Source organism: Rhizobium sp. PK7-22 (assembly GCF_056530405.1).
The window spans coordinates 2,923,798-2,942,381 of sequence record NZ_CP096514.1; the positions used below are offsets into that span (position 1 = coordinate 2,923,798).

An 18,584-nucleotide genomic window follows, 5' to 3' on the forward strand; every position below is an offset into this window, starting at 1 on the left:
CGGTGCGGATCAGGAACTTCGGGAGCCGGAACCGGTTGTCGGAGGTTATGATAACCGGACGAGGCCCCTGACGCCGCCATGACCGAAACACTCGCTGCGGAATTTTCCAACACTTCCCCCGTCAGCATCGAAGTCCTGTTTCTGCGGATCTTCGGTGCCCTCCTCCTCTGCGGCATCATCGGATTGGAGCGCGAGATCCGCAAGAACACCGCCGGGATCCGCACCAACATGCTGATCGGACTGGCTGCGACTGTCTTCACTCTCGTCATGCTCCAGATGATGAAGACGCTCGGCGACGGCGATACGACGCGGATGGATCCCGTCAGGCTCGTGGAGGCGGTTACGTCCGGCATTGCCTTCCTCGCGGCCGGCGTCATCGTCTATACGAAGGGGAGCGTCCGCGGCCTGACGACAGGCGCAAGCATGTGGCTGTCCGCCGCAATCGGCCTCAGCGTCGGCATGGGCATGTGGGTGGTCGCCGTCGCTGCCACCGTCACCGGCATCATCGTCCTGTGGCTGCTTCGAAAGACCGAGATCGCCACCGGCATCAAGAGCGACGACGACCGCGGCCTCTAGGACCGCGGCGTCACCATCGACCGGATGTGCGTCGCCAGGAGGTCATAGTCATACGGCTTGGTGATCAGCGCGGTCTTCTCCAGCACCTCTGCCCCCGGAACCGTCCTGTCGCCCGTCGCAAAGATCACCGGCAGACGCGGCAGTGACTCGCGAAGCTTGAGAACCAGTTCCACCCCGCTCATATCCGGCAGGTTGACGTCGGTGACAAGGATATCGATCGGATGACTCTGCGCTGCGGCCATGGCCTCTGCGCATGTGCCGGCCTCAACGACGTTCATTCCGACGTCCTGGAGATAATCGACGGTAGAGATGCGGATGAGCACTTCGTCCTCGCAGATGAGAACGGTGATCGGCAGATCACCGGCTTGCACTGCGGCATTTGATGTCTCTGTTTCCGTCATGTGCTGCCCTCCCGATTTCCCACGCCCCTGTTCGAGCACCTGCCTGATCTTCCGGGCAAGTGCCTCCCGCGTATAGGGCTTGCTGAGAAGATTGACGCCCGGGTCAAGGCGTCCCCCGTGAACGATGGAGTTCTCCGTATAGCCGGAGGTGAAGAGAACGCCGAGCGTGGGAAGACGCTCTTTCGCCTTGCGCGCCAGATCGCGGCTTTTCAGGCGACCCGGCATCACCACATCGGTGAAGAGCAGATCGATCTGGGCGCCACTTTCGACGATCGCCAGGCCGCTGTCGGCATCCTTGGCCTTCAGGACCTTGTAGCCGAGTTCGGTCAGCAGGCTGACGGTCACATCGCGGACAGCCTCCTCGTCCTCGACCACCAGCACCGTCTCGGTTCCGCCAGTAACGGGGCCGGCACTATTGTCGGCCATGACGTCCTCGGTCTCCATGGCCCTTGGCAGGTAGATGCGCACGGTGGTGCCACTGCCCGCCTCGCTGTAGATCTTGATATGGCCTTCAGACTGCTTGACGAAGCCGTAGACCATCGACAGCCCAAGCCCGGTCCCCTTGCCATCCGGCTTGGTTGTGAAGAAGGGATCGAAGACCTTCTCCAGGATGTCGGGCGTCATTCCCGAACCGGTATCGGTGACCGCCAGCATGACATACTGGCCCGGGGTCACATCGATGGCGTTGCGGGCATATTCATCGTCGAGAAAGGCGTTGCCAAGCTCGATCGTCAGCTTGCCCTGTCCGTCCATCGCGTCACGCGCATTGATGGCCAGGTTCAGCAGAGCGTTCTCGACATTGCTCGGATCCACCAGCGTATTCCACAGACCGCCACTGACGATCGTGTCGATCTCGATCGCTTCGCCCAGGCTCCGGCGCAGCAGATGATCCATCTCGCGGATCAGCCGGCTGAGGTTGATGACCTTGGGTTCCAGCGGCTGCCGGCGCCCGAAGGAGAGAAGCTGCGAAGCGAGCCGCGCACCGCGCGCAGCACCCGCAAGCGCACCCGCGACGCGGCGCTCTGCGACATCATTGCCGGACACATCGCGGTTCAGCAGTTGAAGATTGCCGGTGATGACCTGCAGCAGATTGTTGAAGTCGTGGGCAATGCCGCCGGCCAGATTGCCGATCGCTTCCATCTTCTGGCTTTGACGCAGCACTTCCTGCGTCCGCTCCAGCTCCTGCGTCCTCGCTTCCACTGTCTGCCCAAGCGATTCCGCCAGATATTCGAGGTGTGACTCTGTCTTCTTCTGCTCCTCGATATCGGTATTGGTGGCGACCCACAGGATGATATCGCCTTCGCTGTTCATGATCGGCGCAGCGCGGCTGATGAACCATCGGAACACGCCGTCGTGGCGCCGCAGCCGAACGTCCATCTCAAACGGCTGGCCGCTGCGCAGCGAGTGTTGCCAGTTGCGCGAGACCGCTTCGGCCTCGTCCGGGTGGATCATGGTGGAGCGGGTGTCCGCATCGAAGTGGAGCGACGCGAGCCCGCTATAGCGATAAACCTCGTCATTGCACCATTCGATCTGCCCGTTCGGCAGCGCCGTCCAGACCTGGTTCGGCAGCGATTGCGCCAGCGTTCGAAAGCGCTTCTCGTTTTCCTTTGCCGTCTCCTGGGCCTTGCGAAGCTCAGTGACGTCGTGCCCCTGCACGAAAATGCCGCTCACGACGCCCGATGCATCACGGATCGGCTGATAGACGAAATCGAGGAAGCGCTCTTCTTCCGTGTCGTTCTGGCGTCGCAGCAGAATGCGCGCCGCATTGGCGGAATAGGGATTGCCGCTTCGATACACCTCGTCCAGAGTTTCGTAGAAGCCCTGGCTTGCCACCTCAGGCAGCGCCGCTCTGATCGTCTTGCCGATCAGGTCGCCGCGTCCGACGAGTTCGCGGTAGGCCTTGTTTGCAATGGTAAAGACATGCTCCGGTTCGCGAAGAACCGCCATGAAGCCCGGTGCCTGCTCAAACAGGTTGCGCAGATACTCGCGCTCCTCTCCAAGCACCCGGTTCTGCCCCTGAACGGCATCGGCGCGGGTGAGAACGCCAACCTGTGCCTGCAGATTTCCGTCGAGATCGGCAGCCTGTCGCAACCGATGCAGTTCGGTGACATCGACGGTGTGCTGCAGGATGAGTACGACGTTCCCGTCACCGTCTTTGATCGGCGTGTGGGTGGCGCTCCAGAAACGGTTTTCCAATACCCCGCCGGGTCCGGCAATCGGGTAAGGAATTACCGAAAGATAATCGATTTCGCCGGTTTCGAGTACACGGGCGAAGGATTGCCGAAGCATTTTTCCGTGCGTTGAAGTCGGCTCGCTAGGAAAGACGTCAAACATCTTGCGGCCGAGAAGCTCTTCTTCGGTACGCATTGTCGCCTTCAGATAGGCATCGTTGGCACCGACGATCTGAAGCGCACCATCCAGCAGGACATATGGATTTGGAGAGAGATTGAACAGCAGATTCAAATCAATCTCTGATAGCCCCGTCCGCCGAAACATGTCCATTCCCAAATCAATGCAGATATGGGGTTATACCGCTTCCTGACGTGATGACAATTACCGAAGAAGATGGCGGCGACTATCCTAACTGATTGATGAATTTCCCGTTCGTCCCGCCGTCTCTGGCCGGTTCATGATCTAGTTGAGCACCGTGTTGAGGCCTCGCATCTGAAGCCACATGGTTTATCTGAAAATGTGCTAAACTTCGGAAGTAGCGCAACCGCTTCTGTTCTCAGGAGTTACGAGGGTCGCTTCGGCTGGGAGGCCGAGAAACCGAGACACCATGGGAGGATGGTAATGCACAACGTGGTTTGGCAGAAGCCCGTGAGGACCCGATCCGACGCCGTCACGAGCACCTTCGAGGCGCTCGATTACCTCGATCACCGATGGCCCAACATCAAGGGCCCACGGTTCATAAAGGCCCGTTATGCCTGTCTGGCGGCGCTGGACGGGCGCGAATCCGCCGAGGTGGCCCGACAGACCTTTCAGGATGCCGTCGCAGAAGCACAGCTGATGTAGCGCAAATCTCCCTCAGCCCACTTCGGCTGGAACAAGCCGGAAGCCTCACCGTTTAGCTCTGGATGCAAACGTAGGGGACCCCGGCCATGAATCCGATTCCGAAATTCGATGCTCCGGCGTCACGCCTGAGCCATCCCCCCCGGATCTATTATGTCCATCCTCTTCAACTGAATGGGATCGAGGCCTGGCAGGAGGTGTTCCGCCATGCATCGGGACTGGGGTTCGACACGATCCTGAGTGCTCCGCTTTTCGCGCGAAGCGGCCAGACGAGCGTTTTCGTCAGCAAGGACGCCGACCGGATCGATCCGCGCCTCGGGCTTGGCGAAAACGTCAAGGACGTCTTCAGGACCTTAACGACCGCCGCCGCCGAGCACGGCCTGAGCTTGATGCTGGACCTCGTGGTCGACAGGATCGCCCGCCAGGACAGAGGAAGCGCCCGCATCGTCTCCGATCCGCGCATTGGACCGGACGAGAGCTGCAGCGAGTCCATCGGACTGGCGCCGAACGATGAAACCTATCAGCACCTCGAGACGTGGCGCCAGCGTCTGGCGGTGATGACCGATGCCGGCGTCACCGGTTTCCGCTGCCTCGGGATCGATCGCGTCCCGGAGGAGGCCTGGAGGTCTCTGATCGGCCCTGCGCGGGCCCAAGGGAATGCCGCTCAATTCTACGCATGGACACCAGGCACGGATCTTAATCGGCGCCGCGCGCTGGCGGGCGTCGGCTTCGACGGCTGCTTCTCCTCGCTGGCATGGTGGAACCTGGAGGACAGTTGGCTTCCCGAAGAGCACCGTCTGCAGCGAATCCTCGGCCACCAGATTGCCTTTCCCGAAGCCCCCTTCGCCAAGCGCCTTGCCCATGGCACCGAAAGCTCCGAGATCCTGGAGCGCCGGGCGTTGCGGGCGCTCAAGCTTTCTGCACTTCTGGGCGGCGGCCTGATGGTGCCTATGGGCTTCGAGTATGGCGCCTCAACGCCGCTCGACCAGATGAACGGCGACGGCCTTGGTCTGGCCGCCTTTCGCGAACAGTCCGCCTATGACATTTCCGGCGAGATCCGCGCGGTCAACGAGAAGCTGCAACTCGATCAGAGCGGTTATCACCGCCGTCCGCTGACCATCATTGCCGGCAGCAGCAACACGCCGGCCCTGGCAATTCTGCAGTCCGATCGAGAGGATCTTCGTGCCTCCCGGAAGGTGCGGGTCGTCATCGTCAACCGCGATCTGCGGCAGAGCGTTGCGCCGCCACTCAAGGCCATCAATCAGGTCGCCTCGTCCTTCCTGCCGTTGACCGACGTCGGGGGCTCGTCGGTATCCCGCCTGAAGCCCGGGGAAGTCCGCATCCTGGAAGGCAGCGCCTCCGAGCCGATCCAGTCGCCCTCTCCGCTTCCCGACCTGACTGTCGCTGCGGCCGCGCCCAGGCTGGCGATCGAGAAGATCACCCCGGCAGTCGACGATGGACGTTTCGCCGTCAAGCGCGTGGTCGGCGACACGATCCGCGTCGAAGCCGACATCTTCGGCGACGGCCATGATCCGTTGAGCGCCGCCCTGCTGTGGCGTGCTGCCGATCAGGACGAGTGGCAGGAAGTCCGGATGCAGCTGTTCGAGAACGACCGCTGGCAGGGCGAGTTCACGCCGCGGCGCATGGGCCGCCACGAATATGCCGTCGAGGCCTGGCGAAATCCCTTTGCGATCTTCCGCTACGAATTGACGAAGAAGCATGACGCGCGGCTGGACCTCAGGCTGGAGATCCAGGAAGGCATAAATCTGATCAAGGCGACGGCCGATCAGGTCGACGGCGACATCAAGGTGCAGCTCAAGCGCCTGATCGGCGAACTTGCGGATGCCCCAGAGACACGTCGCATCGAGATCCTCCTCGACCACGCGACGTCGGAATTGATGACGAAGGCTGACCGCCGGCCGTTCCGTATCCGTTCGCAGGTCATGCCGCTCGATGCGGAACGGTTGGGTGCAAGCTTCGCCAGCTGGTACTCGCTCTTCCCGCGCTCGCAAAGCGGCGACCCTCAGCGCCACGGCACCTTTGACGATGTCATTGAACGTCTTCCCGGCATTCGCGAGATGGGTTTCGACGTCGTCTACTTCACGCCCATCCACCCGATCGGCGACACCAACCGCAAGGGCCGAAACAACAGCCTGAAGGCGGCTCCCGGTGACCCCGGCAGCCCCTATGCAATCGGTTCTGAGGAGGGTGGCCACGACGCCATTCATCCGGAGCTCGGCACCTTCGAGGACTTTCGCCGCCTCGTCGCCGCGTCCCATGAGCAGGGTATGGAAGTCGCCCTCGACTTCGCCATCCAGGCCTCCCCCGACCATCCATGGCTGAAGGAGCATCCGGGCTGGTTCGACTGGCGGCCGGACGGCACGATCCGCTATGCGGAGAACCCGCCAAAGAAATACGAGGACATCGTCAACGTCGACTTCTACGCCAAGGATGCGGTGCCCTCCCTGTGGCAGGAATTGCGCGACGTGATCCAGATGTGGGTCGACGAGGGCGTCAAGCTCTTCCGCGTCGACAACCCGCACACCAAGCCCTTTCCGTTCTGGGAATGGCTGATCGCCGACATCCGCTCGCGCCACCCGGAAGTCATCTTCCTCTCCGAGGCCTTCACCAAGCCGAAGGTCATGTATCGGCTGGCGAAGATCGGCTTCTCGCAGTCCTACACCTATTTCACCTGGCGCAACGCCAAGTGGGAGCTCGAGCAGTACATGCACGAGATCACCACGGAAGAGCCGAAGGATTTCTTCCGCCCCCACTTCTTCGTCAACACCCACGACATCAACCCGGACTTCCTGCAGAACGCCCCGCGCTCCGCCTACCTCATCCGCGCAGCGCTCGCCTCTACCCTTTCGGGCCTCTGGGGCATCTACAACGGTTTTGAGCTTTGCGAAGGCCGGCCGGACGCCAAGCGCAAGGAATATGCCGACAGCGAGAAATACGAGATCCGTGCCTGGGACTGGGATCGCCCCGGGAACATCAAGCAGGAGATCGGTCTGCTGAACCGCATCCGCAGGGAAAACCCAGCGCTCCACTCGCATCTCGGCCTCACGCTGCTCCCTGCTCAGAACGACAATGTGATGTTCTTCGAGAAGGCGAGCCCGGGCCGCGAGAACGTTTTGATGATCGCCATCAGCCTGGATCCGCACAATGCGCAGGAAGCGGATGTCGAAATCCCACTGTGGTCATGGAACCTCCCGGACCATGCAGCACTTTCCATGGAGGACCTGATCTCGGGTCACAAGTTCACCTGGACCGGCAAGTGGCAACGGCTGCGCATCGAGCCCGGCATGCCGTTTTCGATCTGGCGCGTGAGATAATGGAGAAGAGCATGGACAACCTGCAGGCGCAGGCCCAAGACACGACCATCCAGGACCCTTTGTGGTACAAGGATGCGATTATCTACCAGCTGCACGTGAAGTCGTTCTACGACGCCAACGGCGACGGCATCGGCGATTTCAAGGGACTGCACGAGAAGCTCGATCATATCTCGTCTCTGGGTGCGACAGCGATCTGGATCCTGCCCTTCTTCCCGTCCCCGCGCCGGGATGACGGTTACGATATTGCCGACTACGGCGACGTCAGCCCCGACTACGGCACGATGGACGAATTCAAGGGCTTCGTCGACGCCGCCCACGCCCGCGGAATGCGCGTGATCATCGAGCTCGTGATCAACCATACCTCCGACCAGCATCCCTGGTTTCAACGCGCCCGCCACGCCCCGGTCGGCTCGCCCGAGCGTGACTTCTACGTCTGGTCCGACGACGATCAGAAGTTCCCGGAAACCCGGATCATCTTCATTGATAGCGAAAAGTCGAACTGGACCTGGGACCCGGTCGCTGGCTCCTACTACTGGCACCGCTTCTATTCCCACCAGCCGGACCTGAATTTTGACAACCCCCAGGTTCTGCAGGAGCTGCTCGACGTCATGCGCTTCTGGCTGGAGACTGGTATCGACGGCTTCCGCCTCGACGCGATCCCCTATCTGATCGAACGGGAAGGCACGATCAACGAGAACCTGCCGGAGACGCACGACATCCTGAAGAAGATCCGCGCCGCTCTCGAAGCCACCCACCCCGGCAAGATGCTGCTCGCGGAGGCCAATCAGTGGCCCGAAGACACCCGCGACTATTTCGGCGACGGCGACGAATGCCACATGGCGTTCCACTTCCCGCTGATGCCGCGCATGTACATGGCGATCGCCAAGGAAGACCGCTTCCCGATCACCGACATCATGCGCCAGACGCCCGAGATCCCTGAAAATTGCCAGTGGGCGATCTTCCTGCGCAACCACGACGAGCTGACGCTCGAAATGGTGACGGACGAGGAGCGCGACTACCTCTGGAGCACCTATGCCGCCGACAGCCGCGCCCGCATCAACCTGGGCATCCGGCGTCGCTTGGCGCCGCTGATGGAGCGCGACCGCCGCCGCATCGAGCTGATGAACGCCCTGCTTCTCTCCATGCCGGGCACTCCCGTCCTCTACTACGGCGACGAGATCGGCATGGGCGACAACATCTACCTCGGCGACCGCGACGGCGTACGCACTCCGATGCAGTGGTCTCCCGACCGCAACGGCGGCTTCTCCAAGGCAGATCCGGCGCGCCTCGTCCTGCCACCGGTCATGGATCCGCTCTACGGCTACGAAGCCGTCAACGTCGAGGCCCAGGCCGCCGACGCTCACTCGCTTCTCAACTGGACGCGTCGCATGCTGTCGCTGCGCGGCAAGCACCCGGCCTTTGGCCGCGGATCGCTGCGGTTCATGACGCCGGGCAATCGCAAGATCCTCGCCTACATGCGCGAGTATCAGGGCGAGACGATCCTCTGCGTCGCCAACCTGTCGCGGATCCCGCAGGCGGTCGAACTGGATCTCTCGGAGTTCCAGGGTCGCGTTCCCATCGAGCTGACCGGCATGTCGCCCTTCCCGCCGATCGGCCAGCTCACCTACCTGCTGACCATGCCTCCCTACGGCTTCTTCTGGTTCCAGCTGGTGGCCGAGGCTGATGGCCCCACATGGCGGAAAGAACCGCCTGAGCAGCTTGCCGATTTCGCCACCATGGTGATCCGTCGCGACCTGCACGAACTGATCGAGGAGCCGCGTCTGGTCAGCACCATGTCGCGCGAGATTTTGCCTACCTATCTGACGAAGCGCCGCTGGTTCGGGTCGAAAGGTGAGAAGTTGAAGAGCGCCAACCTCGTCGCTGCGACACCCCTGCCCTTTGCCGGCAACATCCTGCTCGGCGAGCTGGAAGCGGAGCTGGAAGGCCGGACCGAAACCTACCTCCTGCCGCTTGCGGCCGCGTGGGACGAAACGCAGCCACCGGCACTCGCCCAGCAGCTCGCATTGGCACGCATCCGCCAGGGTCGCCGCGTCGGCTTCCTGACCGACGGCTTTGCGATGGAGGCCATGGCCCGAGCCATTATCCGCTCGCTTTGCGAGAGGTCGCAAATCTCGGGTCGTGCCGGCACGCTGGAGTTCATCGGCACGGAGCAGCTCGACGGCATGGGCATGACCGACGACATGAACGTCAACTGGTTGTCGGCGGAGCAGTCCAACAGCTCCCTGATCATCGGCGATAAGGCCATGATCAAGCTCATTCGCAAGATCTTCCCGGGCGTCCACCCGGAAGTCGAGATGACCCGCCATCTGACCAAGGTCGGTTACCAGAACACCGCTCCCCTGCTGGGTGAGGTTGCCCGCACCGCGCCGGACGGATCACGCTATACGCTGATCATCGTCCAGGGCATGATCCGCAATCAGGGCGACGCATGGACCTGGATGCTCGGCAATCTGCGCCGTGGCATCGACGATATCCTGCTGACTGCAGGTGAAGAGGAAAAGGACGTCGCGGAGCAGTTCAAGCCGCTGGTCGATTTTGCTGGTACGATCGGGCAAAGGCTGGGCGAGCTTCACCTTGCCCTGTCGCAGCAGACCGACGATCCGGACTTCCAGCCCGTTACGGCACGGCAGGACGATACGGACGCGTGGCGCAGATCTGTTGCCGACCAGATCAACTCTGCCCTCGACGTCCTGGTCGAGGAGAAAGGCAATCTTGATCCGGAGGTCGCCCAGCAGGTACAGCCGTTGCTGGACCGCCGTGAAGAATTGCTGAGCGCGGCCGGTAAACTGGCCGGTGCTGGTTTGGGCACCCTGATGACCCGCCATCACGGCGATTTCCACCTGGGCCAGATCCTGGTTGCCGAAAACGATGCCTATCTCATCGACTTCGAAGGCGAGCCAGCCCGGGATCTCGCTGAACGGCGCGCCAAGTCGAGCCCGCTGCGCGACGTCGCAGGTTTCCTGCGGTCCTTGAACTATCTCGCCGCGACGGCGGACCTTGAGCAGGACGTCATGGTCGATGCCGACCAGTCTCGTCGCCACTCGATCGTTTCGCAGTTCGGACAAGATGCGGAAGCGGCATTCGTGGAGCGCTACAGGCAGGTGGTGGCTGAAGCCGGACCACTGGCCATGGCAGACGAGACCTATCGCGCGGTACTTGACCTCTTCCTTCTGGAAAAGGCGGCCTACGAGATCAGCTATGAAGCTCGCAATCGCCCGAAATGGCTACCGATCCCATTGGCCGGCTTTTCGGAAATCGCAAAACGCCTCATGGAGAATGCGGAATGAACCTTGAGCGCGCCGATCTGCTCGCCAATATCGACCACGCTGCCCTGCAGGCACTCGTAGAGGGGCGCCACGGCGACCCCTTCACGATCCTTGGCCGTCACACCGTCGGCAAAACCAACGTAGTGCGTGCCTTCCTGCCGGGAGCCACCTCCGTGGAGGTGATTGACACCGACGGCGATGGCCTCATCGCCCAGATGGAACAGGTGTTTGGCGGCGGCCTGTTTGCCGCCGACATCGGGGGGCGCGGCAGCTACCGTCTGCGCATCTCCTGGCCGGATGCGGTCCAGGAGACGGAGGACCCCTATTCCTTCGGCCTCCTCCTGGGCGAGCTCGACCTTCACCTGATCTCCCAAGGCACCCATTACGACCTCGGCCGCACGCTTGGCGCGCAGCCCATGGACGTCGACGGCGTATCCGGAGTGCGCTTCGCCGTCTGGGCGCCGAATGCCCGCCGGGTCTCTGTCGTCGGCGATTTCAACGCCTGGGACGGCCGCCGGCACCCGATGCGGCTGCGCGGTTCTGCCGGCATCTGGGAACTCTTCCTCCCCCGGCTCGGTCCGGGTGAGCGCTACAAGTTCGAGATCATCGACTACAACGGCCACACCCTGCCGCAGAAGGCGGATCCCGTGGCACGCGCCAGCGAGGCGGCCCCCTCGACCGCCTCGATCGTCGCCTCAAACGCCCCCTTCCGCTGGACCGATGACGAGTGGATGCGCTCGCAGGCGCCAGTCCGGGACGGCAGGGACGCCATGTCCGTCTACGAGGTGCATCTGGAATCCTGGCTACGGGTCCCGGAGGAAGGCAATCGCAACCTCAACTGGATCGAACTCAGCCAGCGCCTTATTCCCTACGCCTCAGATCTCGGGTTCACCCACATCGAGCTGCTGCCGATCATGGAGCATCCCTTCGGCGGCTCCTGGGGCTACCAGCCGCTCGGACTGTTTGCACCGACCGGCCGCTATGGCACGCCCGAAGACTTCGCCTATTTCGTCGATCGCTGCCATGCCGCTGGCATCGGCGTCATCGTGGACTGGGTGCCGGCGCACTTCCCGACCGACGTCTGGGGCCTCGCCCGGTTCGACGGCACCGCACTTTATGAGCACGAGGACCCGCGCGAAGGTTTCCACAAGGACTGGAACACGCTGATCTACAACCTCGGCCGCAACGAGGTGAAGGGCTTCCTGATCGCCAGCGCACTGGAGTGGCTCGAGCATTACCACGTGGACGCACTGCGCGTGGATGCCGTGGCCTCGATGCTCTACCGGGACTACAGCCGCAACGCGGACGAGTGGATCCCCAACAAGTACGGCGGCCGGGAGAACCTAGAGTCGGTCGAGTTCTTCAAGCACCTCAACAGCATCATCCATCATCGCTGCGATCATGCCTTCACCGTTGCCGAGGAATCGACCGCCTGGCCTGGCGTCACCGTTCCGCCGGAACAGGGTGGCCTTGGGTTCGACTTCAAGTGGAACATGGGCTGGATGCACGACAGCCTGCACTACATGGAGGAAGACCCGGTCTACCGGAAGTATCACCACGGCATGATGACCTTCAGCATGGTCTACGCCTACTCCGAGCGGTTCATGCTGCCGATCTCCCATGACGAGGTGGTGCACGGCAAGGGCTCGCTGCTCGGCAAGATGCCGGGCGACGTCTGGCAGAAGCATGCCAACCTTCGCGCCTACTACGGCTTCATGTGGGCGCACCCTGGCAAGAAGCTGCTTTTCATGGGCTGCGAGATCGGCCAGGAGACCGAATGGAACCATGATGGCTCGATCGTCTGGGATCTGCTCGACAACCCGCAGCACGCCGGCGTGCAGCGGCTGATCCGTGATCTCAACCGCCTCTATGCGACGGAACCCGCCCTCACCTACGGCGATATCAACCCGCAAGGGTTCGAATGGGCGATCGGCGACGATGCGGAGAATTCCATCTTCGGAATGCTGCGCTGGCCGGAGGATCGTTCCTCCTGCGTGCTCGCCATTTCCAACATGACCCCGATGCCGCGCCACGGCTACCGGGTCGGCGTTCCGGAGGGCGGCCGCTGGACGGAGATCCTGAACTCCGACGCTGGCGTCTACGGTGGCTCCAACCTCGGCAACTCCGAGGCCTGGAGCGAGGAGCATCCCGCGCATGGAAAGGCGCAGTCGATCATGCTGACGCTGCCGCCGCTCTCGACCATCTTCCTCCGCTGGAGCCGCGACTAGTCAGACAGGCGGCGGCGTCTCAGCCGCCGTCTCCCCACAGGTCCCGAAGCGTCGGGCCGCCGAGAGGATCGGTTTCGGGAACGGGAAGCGTATGCAGGATGCGCATCCCGTTCTCCCCCGCTGCACTGCGCCGCAGGTCCGGATCCTGCCCCGCCGGATAGGCACCGATGACCAGGAAGTCATCGCTGGCCGAGATCCTGCAGTGGCCTGTGCCCGCCGGCAGCACAAGGCAATCTCCGGCCTGCACCTGCAGCTCACGTCCGCCGGGACCGCCCAGCACCACGGTCCCCTGTCCGCGCGCGATCCCCAGCACCTCGTGGGCGGTCGTGTGGTAGTGGTGATAGTCGAAGATGCCGTTGCGCCAGATACCCTGCCAGCCGTTTTCGGCAAACGTCGATTCAAACATGTCCGCCAAGGACTCCGCCTCTGACGAGAGGCCGCTATGGACGATCACCGGCAGCCGAGGATTGTTCGGCACCCAGTCGTTTTCGGACAATAGGAAATGGTCGGTCTTCATGGGGAGGCCTCCTATGCTCGTTTCTTTTAAGCTAGAAGCGCTTTGGCGTTCGACCAGAGCAGCCGCTACTCCGCGGCGCTCCGCGCCTCGAGCTCCAGCTCGTAGGAGTAACCGTCGAGCATCTGGTAGGCCTTCTCGATGGTGGCAATCTGCGCCTCGGCCTTGAGAATGGCATCAGTGATCGAATCGCTGCGCGCCCGCATCATGCTGCCCAGGAAATCCGTCTCCGGCTTGCGCCCGATGCGGTCCAGGTGATTGCGGATCCGGGCGCGATGGCGCTCGAGCTCCAGGATGTGGAAGCGGACATTGACGATCTTGTCGGTAAGCTTGCGGCGCATGGCGGCAACCGGATCGAAGCTTCCCGGCTCGCGCTCGTCGAGGATGAAATCATTGATGAGCGTCTCGAGAACGAGCAGCCCCTCGAGGTCCTTCGTGTCGGCCAGCGTGGGGTCATAGCCGGTTTCGTCGAAGACCTTGCGCCGTACCGGATCGCAGAGCAGTTCGTAGGACGTGGTCAGTTTCGCGAACGCGTCAACGTCACCGCCGGTGTCCGGATGGGCGTTCTTCGCCCGCCGGCGGTAGGCGGTCTTGATCTGTGTGGCATCGGCATTGCGTGCAACACCGAGGGTCTCGTATGGATCGATCAACGTGTCCCACCTGATTTTGCTCGGTCGTCATCCAGCCGCTATGGTCTAGAGGTTGGTGAGGCTTCGCTCAAGTCGAAACGGCTTTTTCCCCATCCAAGGCGCCGAACCTAGCCGGGAGTTTTGGCGATATAACGGCGCGCGATCAACCAGCAGATCAGTGCCCAGGTTGCGCCGGCACACCAACCGCCCAGAACGTCCGTGGGATAATGGACACCTAGATAGACCCGGCTCAGCCCGATGATGAAGGTCAGAAACACCGCTACACCAATGGTATAGATCCGGGTGATGCGACCCGGCTCGGCCCGCGAGAGCAAAGCCCCGAGCGTCAGATAGGTCACCGCCGAGAGCATGGCGTGACCGCTTGGAAAGCTCAGGTCGTGGACCTCGACGAGATGCGGCACGATGTCTGGACGGGGACGGGCAACACCCAGCTTCAGCGAAGCGCTGAGCAACCACCCGCCGACCAGAGACACGAAGGTGAAGAGTGCGATCTTCCTGCGTCCGGCCAGGATGAGGTAGCCGATGACGAGCACCGTCATCAGCGAAAGCACGGTCGTACCGCCGATCGCCGTGATGTCATTCATCGCGTGGGAGAGCCAGAACGGCCCAACGGCCGTCCCGGGATCATCGGTGCTCCTCAGCATCAGCAGGAAAGTTTCGTCGAAGGCACGCGTCTCGCCCTCCAGCACTTCTCCCGTCAGCTGCAGGAACAGGAAGAGGCCACCTGCAGCCACGGCAATCAGCACCAGACTGATGGGTTCGAACGTCATGATTCGATCGACGATCTTTCGTCCGAACCGCTGGTGGTAGGCCATGTGTAACTCCGGTTGTCGATCGTCCGCTTGGCTTTACGCCAGCGAGGCTGCCCGCTTGGCATCATTTAAGGTAGGCGCGCTGACGGTTCTATACTTCGCTTCGATCAAACCATAGGCACCGAATGCAAACAGCCCCAGCGCGACGAAGCCATAGAGGAGACGTCCGAAGGGAAGCTGACGCACCCAGGCCATCGCATCTGCGGTGCTTCCCGTCTGGCTCGGATCGACCGCCCAGGCGGCGTAGAGAAAGAACGTACCGATGATGAGGAAGATCACACCCCTTGCCGTCAGGCCATAGATGCAAATGAGATCGAGTGCCTGATGCCGGGAAGGGTCGAGGTTGATGTACTTCAAGTAACGGCGCTTGACGCCCTTGAGGATCTGCACGACGCCACCCGCGAGGATGGCAAGACCAACGGCGCCGACGAGGTAGGGACCAAAGGCCTGCTGCATCAGCCAGGCCGCCCAGCTTTCCTGGCTGTTGCCCGATCCACCACCGATCGACAGCTGAAACGCCTGTCGAAGCGCAAACGAGGCAAGCCCGACGTGGGTAATGGCACTGACGATCATCGCGGCGCGGGTCAGATACCCCTTGGCATCGCCAGGATGGCCATCTGCATTGAGGACGCCTTGTGCCAGCCGCCAGACGATGAAGCCGACCAGGCCAAGCCCGATCAGCCCCAGCCATATCCAGCCCAGCGGCTGCTGCAGCACCATCTGCAGCGCCGACTCCTGATCCGCCTGACCGCCGGAGAAACTGGACAGCAGCGCGATGCCGCCAACCAACAGATAGACGACGCCACGCGCTGCATAGCCAAAGCGCGCGAGCCATTCGAACTTTACCTCATCGGGCATGGGAGACCTCCGTTTCAGGAAGCGAACGCGTCGGAACCAAGGCGGTTCCGGAAGAAGATGCTGCAAAAACGAAGAGGCCCGCTCCTAAGGAAGCGGGCCCCCGAGTTCAGCGGGAATGGAGATCAGCGGCGCTGGTTGTAGACGTCGACGCAGACGGCGCCCAGGAGTACGAGGCCCTTGATGACCTGCTGATAGTCAATGCCGATGCCGAGGATCGACATGCCGTTGTTCATCACGCCCATGATAAAGGCGCCGATGACGGCCCCAGTCACCTTACCCACGCCACCATAAGCCGACGCCCCGCCGATGAAGCAGGCGGCGATCACGTCGAGCTCGAAGCCTAGACCCGCTTTCGGCGTCGCCGTGTTCAACCGCGCGGCGAAGACAAGCCCTGCGAGAGCCGCAAGCACGCCCATGTTGACGAAGGTGAAGAAGGTGAGCCGTGCCGTCTTGATCCCGGACAGGGCCGCCGCCTTCTCGTTGCCGCCGACGGCATAGATCTGACGCCCGAAGATCGTCCTGTTGGTGAAGAAGGCATAGCAGCCGATCAGCAGCGCCATGATGATAAGCACGTTCGGCATGCCCCGGTGCGAGGCGAGCAGATAGGCGGCGTAGCCGATCACCAGGAAGACTGCAGCGTTCTTGGCCAGGAAGAAGCCGAAAGGCTCTGTCTCGACCTCATGCAGCACGCGGCGGCTGCGGCCCTTGAAGTTCTGCCATACGAGGAAGCCTGCCACCGCAAGTCCCACCGCCAGCGAGGTAAGATAGATGCCGCTGGTGGAGGAGATGACCTCTGGAATGTAGCCGGACGACAGCTTCTGGAACGTCGGATCGAATGGCCCGATCGAGCGTCCACCGAGCACTGCGATCATCAGTCCGCGGAACACCAGCATTCCCGCCAGCGTCACGATGAACGACGGTATTTTGAAATATGCGATCCAGAAGCCTTGGGCGGCACCGATCAGTCCGCCCAGCGCCAGGCAGATGACGGAAGCCAGAACGAAGTTCAGGTCGTACTGGACCATCAGCACCGCGGAGATCGCGCCGATGAAGCCTGCGACGGAACCAACCGAAAGGTCGATATGTCCGGTGACGATCACCATCAGCATGCCGAGCGCCATAATGACGATATAGCTGTTCTGGAGGATGATGTTGGTGATGTTCAGCGGCTTCAGGATGACTCCACCCGTGGCAAACTGGAAAAAGAGGACGATCGCCAGCAGCGACATCATCATTCCATAATCGCGCAAGTTTTCCTTCCAGAAGCCGGTGCCGCGCGGCGGCACAGCCGTAGTGTTGGCCGGGTTGCTCATTATTCCCTCACTTTGCGGCGCATGATGGCACGCATGATATTTTCCTGGGTGGCCTCCTCTCCGGCCACCTCGCCGACGAAATCGCCTTCGTGCATCACCATGATCCTGTCGCAGATGCCGATGAGTTCCGGCATCTCCGAAGAGATGACGATGACGGCTTTACCTGCGTCCGCCAATTCATTGATGATCGAATAGATCTCGTATTTTGCGCCGACATCGATGCCGCGGGTCGGCTCATCGAGGATCAGCACGTCAGGGTCGGTGAACAGCCACTTCGACAGCACCACCTTCTGCTGGTTGCCGCCGGACAGCTTGCCCGTTTCCTGGTAGACATTGTGGCTGCGGATCCGCATCCTTGTGCGGAAATCCTGCGCCACCTTCATCTCGTCGATGTCGTCGATGACCCCGCGCGACGACACGCCGCCGAGATGGGCAAGCGATATATTCTTGCGGATATCCTCCCCCAAGATCAGGCCGAGGTGCTTGCGGTCTTCGGTGACATAGGCGAGACCCGCCTTGATCGCCCGGTGGACGTCGGACAGATCGACCTCCTTGCCGTGCAATCGCGCCGTGCCGGAGATGTTGCGTCCCCAGGAACGACCGAAGATGCTCATGGCGAACTCGGTACGGCCGGCGCCCATCAACCCCGAGATGCCGACAATCTCGCCCGCTCTGACCTGCATGGATACGTTCTTGACCACCTGCCGCTCTGAATGCTGCGGGTGATAGGCCGACCAATTCTCAACTTCGAAGATCACGTCGCCGATGTTCGGAGTGCGCTTGGGATAGCGGCTCTCCATGTCGCGGTCGACCATACGCCGGATGATCTCGTCTTCCTCGACGACGCCTTCGTGGCAGTCGAGCGTCCCGACCGAGCGCCCGTCGCGCAGCACCGTGATGCGGTCGGCAACGGCTGAAATCTCGTTGAGCTTGTGCGAGATCAGGATCGACGTGATGCCCTGGGCCCGGAACTCCTTCAGAAGCTCCAGCAGGGCGGCGCTGTCCTTCTCGTTGAGGCTCGCTGTCGGCTCGTCGAGGATCAGCAGCCGGACGTCCTTCGACAGAGCCTTGGCGATCTCGACGAGTTGCTGCTTGCCGACGCCGATGTTGGTGATCAGCGTGTCCGGCGTCTCGCCCAGTCCCACCTTCGCGAGCAGGGCCTGGGTCCGCTGGTGAACGGCCGATCGGTCGATCACGCCGAAGCGGGACGGCGGATTGGACAGGAAAATATTTTCCGCGATCGACATCAGCGGAATGAGCGCCAGTTCCTGGTGGATGATGATGATGCCGAGTTCCTCGGAATCATTGATGTCGCGAAACTGCCTCTCCTGCCCGTCAAGCAGGATCGAGCCCTCGTAGCTGCCGTACGGATAGACGCCGGAAAGCACTTTCATGAGGGTCGACTTGCCGGCGCCATTTTCACCGACGAGGGCATGGATCTCGCCTTCGCGAACGGTGAAGCTCACGTCGGAAAGCGCCTTGACGGCGCCGAAGGACTTGGAGATGCCGCGCATCTCTAGAATGGGCAATTGTTCGGCCGAAACCGCCGGTGCAAGCATCTGGAAACTCCGATGGGACGAAGGGCGCCGACGTTTCCG

General features: G+C 62.0%; 12 protein-coding genes. 5 read left to right on the forward strand and 7 right to left on the reverse strand.

Annotation, left to right across the window (positions count from 1 at the left end):
- The first annotated feature begins 78 nt into the window (after positions 1 to 78).
- Positions 79 to 576, forward strand: coding sequence for an MgtC/SapB family protein (locus M1E10_RS19055; RefSeq protein ID WP_499174361.1), 498 nt, complete (start codon positions 79 to 81; stop codon positions 574 to 576).
- Here the strand turns inward: M1E10_RS19055 and M1E10_RS19060 are convergent.
- Entirely contained in the window at positions 573 to 3,440 is a 2,868-nt protein-coding gene (locus tag M1E10_RS19060) for a hybrid sensor histidine kinase/response regulator (protein WP_499174362.1), read from the reverse strand. The two genes, M1E10_RS19055 and M1E10_RS19060, sit on opposite strands and share 4 nt — an antisense overlap.
- A 330-nt stretch (positions 3,441 to 3,770) precedes the next feature.
- Here M1E10_RS19060 and M1E10_RS19065 point away from each other — a divergent pair, with 330 nt between their 5' ends.
- From M1E10_RS19065 to glgB, 4 genes are all read left to right on the forward strand, one after another.
- Positions 3,771 to 3,992, forward strand: coding sequence for a DUF982 domain-containing protein (locus M1E10_RS19065; protein ID WP_499174363.1), 222 nt, complete (start codon positions 3,771 to 3,773; stop codon positions 3,990 to 3,992).
- 86 nt (positions 3,993 to 4,078) lie between these two features.
- The gene (locus M1E10_RS19070; protein ID WP_499174364.1) at positions 4,079 to 7,324 is read left to right on the forward strand and encodes an alpha-1,4-glucan--maltose-1-phosphate maltosyltransferase; all 3,246 of its coding nucleotides are present in this window, start codon (positions 4,079 to 4,081) and stop codon (positions 7,322 to 7,324) included.
- A gap of 11 nt (positions 7,325 to 7,335) precedes the next feature.
- Positions 7,336 to 10,632 carry a maltose alpha-D-glucosyltransferase gene (gene treS / locus M1E10_RS19075; RefSeq protein WP_499174365.1) on the forward strand — a complete coding sequence of 1,099 codons (3,297 nt, stop codon included), beginning with the start codon at positions 7,336 to 7,338 and terminating at the stop codon, positions 10,630 to 10,632.
- Entirely contained in the window at positions 10,629 to 12,839 is a 2,211-nt protein-coding gene (gene glgB, locus M1E10_RS19080) for a 1,4-alpha-glucan-branching protein (protein ID WP_499174366.1), read from the forward strand. Before treS ends, glgB begins: the two co-directional genes overlap by 4 nt.
- 19 nt (positions 12,840 to 12,858) lie before the next feature.
- Here glgB and M1E10_RS19085 read toward each other — a convergent pair whose 3' ends face one another.
- From M1E10_RS19085 to mmsA, 6 genes are all read right to left on the reverse strand, one after another.
- Positions 12,859 to 13,356, reverse strand: a complete 498-nt coding sequence (locus M1E10_RS19085; protein WP_499174367.1) for a cupin domain-containing protein — start codon at positions 13,354 to 13,356, stop codon at positions 12,859 to 12,861.
- Between the two features lie 65 nt (positions 13,357 to 13,421).
- Positions 13,422 to 14,003 carry a J domain-containing protein gene (locus M1E10_RS19090; RefSeq protein WP_499174368.1) on the reverse strand — a complete coding sequence of 194 codons (582 nt, stop codon included), beginning with the start codon at positions 14,001 to 14,003 and terminating at the stop codon, positions 13,422 to 13,424.
- A gap of 107 nt (positions 14,004 to 14,110) precedes the next feature.
- Positions 14,111 to 14,818 carry a phosphatase PAP2 family protein gene (locus tag M1E10_RS19095; protein ID WP_499174369.1) on the reverse strand — a complete coding sequence of 236 codons (708 nt, stop codon included), beginning with the start codon at positions 14,816 to 14,818 and terminating at the stop codon, positions 14,111 to 14,113.
- Positions 14,819 to 14,851: 33 nt separating this feature from the next.
- Positions 14,852 to 15,673 carry a DUF1206 domain-containing protein gene (locus M1E10_RS19100; RefSeq protein WP_499174370.1) on the reverse strand — a complete coding sequence of 274 codons (822 nt, stop codon included), beginning with the start codon at positions 15,671 to 15,673 and terminating at the stop codon, positions 14,852 to 14,854.
- Positions 15,674 to 15,795: 122 nt separating this feature from the next.
- Entirely contained in the window at positions 15,796 to 16,986 is a 1,191-nt protein-coding gene (gene mmsB, locus M1E10_RS19105) for an ABC transporter permease family protein (protein WP_499174371.1), read from the reverse strand.
- Positions 16,986 to 18,545 carry an ATP-binding cassette domain-containing protein gene (gene mmsA / locus M1E10_RS19110; protein ID WP_499174372.1) on the reverse strand — a complete coding sequence of 520 codons (1,560 nt, stop codon included), beginning with the start codon at positions 18,543 to 18,545 and terminating at the stop codon, positions 16,986 to 16,988. Before mmsA ends, mmsB begins: the two co-directional genes overlap by 1 nt.
- Positions 18,546 to 18,584 lie beyond the last annotated feature (39 nt).